The organism is Halorubrum sp. Hd13 (assembly GCF_002252755.1).
Classification (GTDB): Archaea; Halobacteriota; Halobacteria; order Halobacteriales; family Haloferacaceae; genus Halorubrum.
In genome coordinates, this window is record NZ_NHOY01000116.1 from 108,423 (window position 1) to 115,420 (window position 6,998).

General features: G+C 72.5%; 6 protein-coding genes. 1 reads left to right on the forward strand and 5 read right to left on the reverse strand.

The window, feature by feature from the left end; all coding sequences use genetic code 11:
* Positions 1-47: 47 nt before the first annotated feature.
* Positions 48-2,099: a DUF460 domain-containing protein gene (locus DJ81_RS16380; protein WP_094590610.1), complete on the reverse strand. Its 2,052-nt coding sequence runs from the start codon at positions 2,097-2,099 to the stop codon at positions 48-50.
* A 531-nt stretch (positions 2,100-2,630) separates the two neighbouring features.
* Positions 2,631-3,437 carry a 3-methyl-2-oxobutanoate hydroxymethyltransferase gene (gene panB / locus DJ81_RS16385; protein WP_094525205.1) on the reverse strand — a complete coding sequence of 269 codons (807 nt, stop codon included), beginning with the start codon at positions 3,435-3,437 and terminating at the stop codon, positions 2,631-2,633.
* Positions 3,438-3,572: 135 nt separating this feature from the next.
* On the opposite strand from panB, the gene DJ81_RS16390 reads away from it, so the two are divergent.
* Positions 3,573-4,001, forward strand: coding sequence for a DUF5822 domain-containing protein (locus DJ81_RS16390; RefSeq protein ID WP_094525206.1), 429 nt, complete (start codon positions 3,573-3,575; stop codon positions 3,999-4,001).
* Here DJ81_RS16390 and DJ81_RS16395 read toward each other — a convergent pair.
* The 3 genes from DJ81_RS16395 to DJ81_RS16405 form a co-directional block, all read right to left on the reverse strand.
* Entirely contained in the window at positions 3,998-4,597 is a 600-nt protein-coding gene (locus DJ81_RS16395) for an HAD family hydrolase (RefSeq protein WP_094590612.1), read from the reverse strand. The two genes, DJ81_RS16390 and DJ81_RS16395, sit on opposite strands and share 4 nt — an antisense overlap.
* Positions 4,594-5,754, reverse strand: coding sequence for an acyl-CoA dehydrogenase family protein (locus DJ81_RS16400; RefSeq protein WP_094590614.1), 1,161 nt, complete (start codon positions 5,752-5,754; stop codon positions 4,594-4,596). Before DJ81_RS16400 ends, DJ81_RS16395 begins: the two co-directional genes overlap by 4 nt.
* Positions 5,755-5,849: 95 nt before the next feature.
* Positions 5,850-6,869 carry an AIR synthase family protein gene (locus DJ81_RS16405; protein ID WP_094590616.1) on the reverse strand — a complete coding sequence of 340 codons (1,020 nt, stop codon included), beginning with the start codon at positions 6,867-6,869 and terminating at the stop codon, positions 5,850-5,852.
* Between the last annotated feature and the right edge of the window lie 129 nt (positions 6,870-6,998).

Below are 6,998 nucleotides of genomic sequence, written 5' to 3' on the forward strand. Positions count from 1 at the left end.
GTGACGGGCAAAATTCCCGCGGAACGGCCCTCTTGTCTTCGCCGGTGCTACTCCTCGGTCTCCGGCAGCGTCCGCCCCGCTCGGTGCTCCGAGATGATCCGGTCGAGGTGCTCCTGTTTCTCCGCCTTCCGCCGTCGCTCGGCCCGCCGCTCCCAGTCGTCGACCGTGGCCTCCAGCTTCGCCTCGTCAGCGACCGCGAGCTCGTCGACCTCGCGGACGGGCACCGCGTCGGCCGGGACGACCGGCACGCCGTGGTCGAAGAGGACCTGATCGGCGACGTCGGAGAGGTTCCCGTCGCGGATCACCGCTCGCGGGTCCGTCTCGGCCAGCCGCTCGGCGGTCCGGCGGCCCGCGCCGGAGGCGTCGCGGAGGTAGACGACGTCGCCGGCGACCAGCCCGTACGCCTCGTCGGCGGCCTCCAGCGCGTCGAGCGTGAACTGCTCGACCGCCTTCACGCTGACGAGCCCCCGGTCCGCGGCCACGTCGTCGAAGTTGGAGTGGTCGAGCCGCCACAGCTCCTTCAGCGTCTCCACTTTCCCCTCCAGCTCCTCGACGGCCTCGCGCGCCTCGTCGCGCTCGCGTTCCAACCGGTCCGTCTCGCGTTCGAGCCGGGAGACGGCGCGCCGGGAGCGCGCCTCGATCCGCTCCTCGCGTTTCGCCTCCTCCAGCTCCCCCTCCAGTTCAGCGATCCGCTCGTCGCGCTCGCTGAGGTCGTCCTCCAGCGACTCCGCGTGGGACTCCAGCCGGTCGACGCGTTCGCGGAGCCGCCGGATCGTCTCCTCTTCCTCGGTGCGCTCGGGCTCGGTGGGGTCCGACTCGTCCGCGTCGTCCCCGCCGTCTCCGCCGCTGCCCCCGTCGTCCTCGCTGAGGTCCGCGATGACCGACTCCACCGAGGCGCCGCCGGCGACGACGCCCGCGATCACCGCCTCGCGGTCGAGCCGCGGCGGGGTCTTCGCCGCGATCCGGTCGAACTGGTCCTCGTGGTCGTCGTAGGCGTACAGCGCGGCCGCCAGCGCGTCGCGCTCGTGGTCGTTGTCGTAGCCCGCCTCCCGGGTCCGGTGGAGCTTCTCGTCGACGGGGAGGTCCGTCGTCGGCCGCCACCCGGCGGCGTCGAACGAGCGCCGAAACTTCTCGACGGTCTCGGGCATCGGCTCCACGTCGGCGGCGACGATGATCGGGCGGCCCTGTTCGATGATCCACTCGGTCACCTCCGCGGTGTCGGCGGTCCGCGAGGAGTACAGCGCGTGGACGGTGCCGTCGAGCCCGACGACGGCCGCCGCGGTCGTCGTCCCCGGATCGATGCCGACGATCACCCGGTCGCGCCGCCGCACGAGCGGCTCGTACTCGATCCCGTCGCGGCGCTCGCGCTCGACCTCGACGCGCACGTCGCCGGCCCGCGAGTTCGACACGGGGATGTCCTCCGGGCGCGCCTCGACCGCGAACGTCGCGTTCGCGTAGCCGCCGTACTTCTCGGTCACGTCGCGCTCGAAGTCGAGGTTCGCCTCCTTCAGCTTCGACTGGACCTGTCGCGTCCGCTTCCGGACGTTGCCGTGGATCCGCCGGGTGTAGCGGTCCTGGCTCCAGCCGCCCTTCCCGGTCGATCGACCGCGGGACACCTTCACCCGCGTCTCGTCGGTGAACGCGGTCACCTCGTGGCCGACGTTGGCGGCGGCCAGCCGGGCCGACGCCTCCGCCTCCTTCATCGGCTTTTTCCCGTACGGGATCCCGTGGCGAGAGGCGACTCGCGAGAGCGGCTCCGGGCGCTCCGCGCCGGTCACCTGCACGAGCCTGGTGCCGTCGGGCAGCGACCGGAGGAAGCCCACCAGCTCGTTCTTGTTCGCCGCCAGCTCGTAGGCGTTGTCGGTGGCGACGTACAGCGGCTCGCGGTCGTCTATCAGCCGGCAGAGCTTCCGGAACGACACCACGTCGCGGGTCACCCGCGCCATCGGCCCGTCGGCGTCGGGCGCCTCCGGGTCGTCTTCGTCGACGGGGTCCAGGATGACGAGGGCGTAGGAGGGATCGTCGCCGCGGACGTCGCCGCTGTGTACGTCGACGCCGAACACCGGCCGGTCGCGGGCGCGGATGGTCCGGGTTGTCACGGGTTCACGTAGGCCGTTCGCGCGTATATACCCCACGCCGAGTGTGACGGTTTCGTCGTGGGATCCGGTTCAGTAGCTCCGTTGGGACCCGACTCTTCGAACGTGAGGTCGCTCGAAACGGAGGTCGATGCGGTATTTAAAAATCGACGAGCCGCAGCGAAGATAGCTTATAAAATCGGATGCGGTGGCGCGTGCCCGTGAGCGGCCGGCAGGCCGCGAACGGCACCGCGCGAGGGAGTCGGTGGTCCGGAGCGAAGCGAAGGACCACCGACGAGGCTGGGGAGGCGTGAGGTGCGGTTGCGGTGCGGTCGGGGTGGGACTCAAAGGGGCAGCCGTGAGGCGGGCGCAGGTGACGAAAGCACCGCAGGGAGCGAACGGAGTGAGCGACCGAGGAGCGCAGCGAGCGTGCGCCCGCCTCACGGCTGGGGCTTTGGAGGTGTTCACCACAAAGGAACCAGTCATGTAAATCCGAGCGACTGGGGCTTCGGAGGTCTTCTCCGCATCGCCGCCGTTCGCTTATAAATATCCGACTCAGTACAGGTCGTCGAGCTCCTCCTCGACGTGCCAGTGCTCGTCGGCCGGGAACTCGCCGCTCTCGACCGCCTCGCGGTACGCCGTGACCGCGTCGAGCATCTCGCCGCGCACGTCGCCGAACTGCCGGGAGAAGGGCGGCGACCAGTCGCCGAGCCCGACCGCGTCGTTGATCACGAGCACCTGCCCGTCGCAGTCGGGGCCCGCGCCGATCCCGATCGTCGGGACCTCGAGCGCCTCCGTGACGGCCCCCGCGAGGTTCGCGGGGACGTGTTCTAACACGAGCGCGAACGCGCCGGCCTCGGCGTGCGCGCCGGCGAGGTCGACGATCTCCTCGGCGGCGTCCTGATCGGTCCCCTGTCTGGCGTAGCCGCCGAGTCGGTTGACGTGCTGGGGGGTCAAGCCGAGGTGCGCCATCACCGGGATCCCGACTTCGGTCATGCGCCGCGTCATCTCGACGGTGTGTGGGCCGCTCTCGATCTTCACCGCGTCGGCGTCGGCCTCCTTCAGCAGCCGGCCGGCGTTACGCACGGACTCGGCCGGCTCGACGCCGAACGAGAGGAAGGGCATGTCGGCGACGACGAGGGCGTCCGCCGTCGCGCGGGCGACCGCCGCGGTCCGGCTCGCGATCTCGTCGAGCGTCACGGGGAGCGTGGAGTCGTAGCCGAGGACGGCGTTGCCCATGCTGTCGCCGACGAGGATGACGTCGACGCCGGCCTCGTCGACGACCGCGGCGGAAGGGGCGTCGTACGCGGTCAGCATCGTGATCGGCGCCTCGCGGTCCCGGAGTCCCCGCGTCGTGGTCATACCCGAACTCACCCGCGCGACCGGTTAAAATCGCCGGGATCCGGAAACCCGACGCGTCGGCGCCGCCCGTCTCTCCCGCGTCGCTCCCGCCCGGCGACCGCCACCGATTTGCCACTCGGCGCCCGAGGCGGAGGCGTGCAACCTGTCGAGCGGGCCGAGTTCGAGGGGGTCGACTACGGTTGGGTGATGCAGACGACGTTCGTGCTCACGATCGTCGTCGGCGCTCCGGTCGTCGCGGTCCTCTCCGCGTTCGTCACCCTCGAGTCGTGGGGGGCCCGCGCCGCCTTCGCGGTCCGCGTCGGCGCGCCGATCTGGTTCCTGACCGCCGTCGCCGTCGCGCTCTACGCGCGCCGCACCGACGCCGGCGACGGCGGCGTGACGAGAGACGACGCGGACGCCGAGAGTGAAGTGGGAAGCGCCGGCGACGGCGGGGTGGCGGGAGACGACGATGACGCCGAGGGTGGAGTGAGAATCGCCGAGGACGACGGTGACGCCGCCGAGGACGACGGTGACGCCGCCGAGGACGACGAACGCGATCGCGCGAGCGAGGGCGCCGGGAGCTAGATCAGGTCCGCCGCCCACGCGAACGCGACGCCGGCGCGCTCCGCCGCCTCCGCGTCGCGCGGCGAGTCGCCGACGAACAGCGCGTCCCCCGGCGCCGCGCCGAGGCGCTCGACCGCCGCGAGCAGCGACTCCGGCTCCGGTTTGTACGTCCCGACGGTGTCGCGGCCGACGATCGCGTCCGGATCGAGGGCGTCGCCGAGCCCGTGCGTGTCGACAGCGACCCGGCACGCCTCCTCGCAGTTGAGCGAGCAGACGCCGGCCGGCGGCGTGCTCGGCCGATCGCCCGCTCCCTCGACCAGTCGCTCGCCGAGCGGGAGCAGCGTCGAGTCGCGCGCGCCGGCCCGCTCGTGGAGCCCGATCGCCTCCTCTACCGGCTCCCGAATCCCGTACTCGTCCGACGCCTCCAGCAGGCCCCAGAGTTCCCTCGTCGGCGGCTTGACCGCGTGCTTGGAGTACACGTCGAGCACGGACGACGCCACCGTCCCCCAGTCGACCGCGAGCTCGACGAGCGTCCCGTCGAGGTCGTAGACGACGGCGTCGTATCCCGCGGGACCGGTCGGTCCGCCGTCGCCGGTCGCCGGCTCGTCACCCGTCATTTGCCCAACATCCCCCGCGCGATGATCGTCTTCTGGATCTCCGTGGTCCCCTCGTAGATCTCCGTGATCTTCGCGTCGCGGTAGAGCCGCTCCACGTCGAAGTCGGTCGTGTAGCCGTAGCCGCCGTGGATCTGGACCGCCTCGTTGGTCACCGACATCGCCGCTTCGCTGGCGCGGTACTTCGCCTTCGAGGCCGCGACGCGGTTGTCCTCGCCCGCCTCGGCCTGCCGGCACGCCTCGCGCACGAGCAGGCGGGCCGCGGAGACGTCCGTCGCCATCTCCGCGAGCTTATGCCGGATCGTCTGTATCTCGGCGATCGGCTCGCCGAACTGCTCGCGCTCGGCGGCGTACGACGTCGCCTCGTCGAGCGCGGCCTGCGCGACGCCGACCGCCTGCGCCGCGATCCCGATCCGGCCGCCGGTCAGGGTCCGGAACGCGGCCGAGAGCCCCTTCCCCTCCTCGGTGAGCCGGTTCTCCGCCGGGACCCGACAGCCGTCGAAGCTGATCCCGGTCGTGTCGGAGGCGCGGAGTCCGAGCTTCTCCTCTTTCCTCCCGACCTCGAACCCCTCCGCGTCGGCCGGGACGAGGAACTGAGTGATCGAGTCCGGCTCACCGGCGTCGGCCCTCGCGAAGACGATCGCCACGCCGCCCCGCTTCCCGTTCGTGATCCACTGCTTCTCGCCGTTCAGCACGTACTCGTCGGTCTCGGGGTCGTACTCGGCCGTCGTCGACATCTCCGCCGGGTTCGACCCCGCGTGCGGCTCGGAGAGACAGAACATCCCGACCGGTCGGCCCGCGGCCGCCATCTCCGGGAGCCAGCGCTCCCGCTGGGCCTCGCTCCCGAACTCGGCGATACAGGACGTGGCGAGGCAGTGGACGGACAGCGCGGTCGCGACCGCGAGGTGCCCGTACGCCAGCTCTTCGTTGACGACGGCGTACGTCGTCTCGTCGGCGTCGAAGCCGCCGTACGCCTCGGGGACGGTCAGGCCCGTCAGCCCGAGCTCGGCCAGCCCGTCCCAGGCGTCCTCCGGGAACGACTCGGCCTCGTCGGCCTCGCCGGCTCCGGGCCGGAGCTCCTCGACCGCGAACTCCCGGACGAGCTCCCGGATCGCCTCCTGTTCGTCGGTGAGCGACGAGCCGACGCGTGCGCCAGTCATGACACTCGGTTCGGTCTCACGCGGAAAAAAGGTGAGCGATCGGGGTGTGGGGTCCGACGCGGCCGCCCGCTCCCCCGAGGGCTCCTCCGCCTCCGCTACTCCCATAACGGGTACAGCTCGTCGCGAGGCGGCTCATCGATCCGATCGCCGTCGAGGAGGACGGCGCCGGCGTCGGAGGCGTCGGAAGCGTCGGAGGCGTCTACACCGCCCGCCCCGTCCGCCGCCCGCACCTCGCCGATCTCGCCGACGGCGATCCCGGCGGCCGCCAGCGCGTCGATCGCCTCGCCGACGCGTTCGGGCGGCACCGCCGCCAGCAGCGCGCCGGAGCCGAACGTCGCCAGCGGGTCGACGCCCACCGCCGCGCAGCAGGCCTCCGTTTCGGGTCGAACCGGGACCCGGTCGCGCTCGACCGCGAGGACCGTCTCGCTCGCGCTCGCGGTCTCGACGAGGGCGGTGAGCAGACCGCCCTCGGTCGGGTCGTGCATGGCGGTCGCGGCGTCGCGGACCGCGGCCGCGTCGGGGACGACGCTCACCTCGTCGAGGAACGCGGCGGCGGAATCGAGCGTCGCGGCCGACACGCCCGCCTCGGCGCACTCCTCGCGGAAGTCCGTCGCGAGGATCGCGGTCGCCTCGATCCCGGCGCCCTTCGTGAGGAGGAGCCGGTCGCCCGGCTCGGCCCCGCCGGTCGACACGAAGCGGTCCGTCGTTCCGAGCGCGGTCATCGAGCAGAGCGGGCGCTCCAGCGACGGCAGCACCTCCGTGTGGCCGCCGACGACCGCGACGCCGAGGTCGCGGGCGGTCGCGTCCACCTGCTCCGCGACCGTCCGGAGGCGCGCCGGGTCGTCGTCGGGCAGGAAGAGCGTGTGCGTGAGCCACCGCGGGTCCGCGCCGCTCGCGGCCACGTCGTTGCAGGCGACGTGGACCGCCAGTTCGCCCACGGCGTCGGCCGCCAGCGAGAGCGGGTCCGCGGCGACCACCAGCGTCGACTCCGCGCCGGTCAGGTCGATCGCGGCCGCGTCCTCGCCGTAGGCGGGTCCCGCCTCGATCGCGTCGTCGTCGGCCCCGGTCGCCGCGAGGACCGCCGCGAGCGCCTCGGGGCCGAGCTTGCCGGTCATCGGTCGCGCAGCCACGCGACGACGGCGTCGGCGTCGGCGTCGAGCCCGCCGCCCTGCGCGAACGTTGGGCCCCCGCCCCCGCCGCCGCCGAACTCGTCGGTGACCGCGTCCACGACCGCGCCGGCGTCG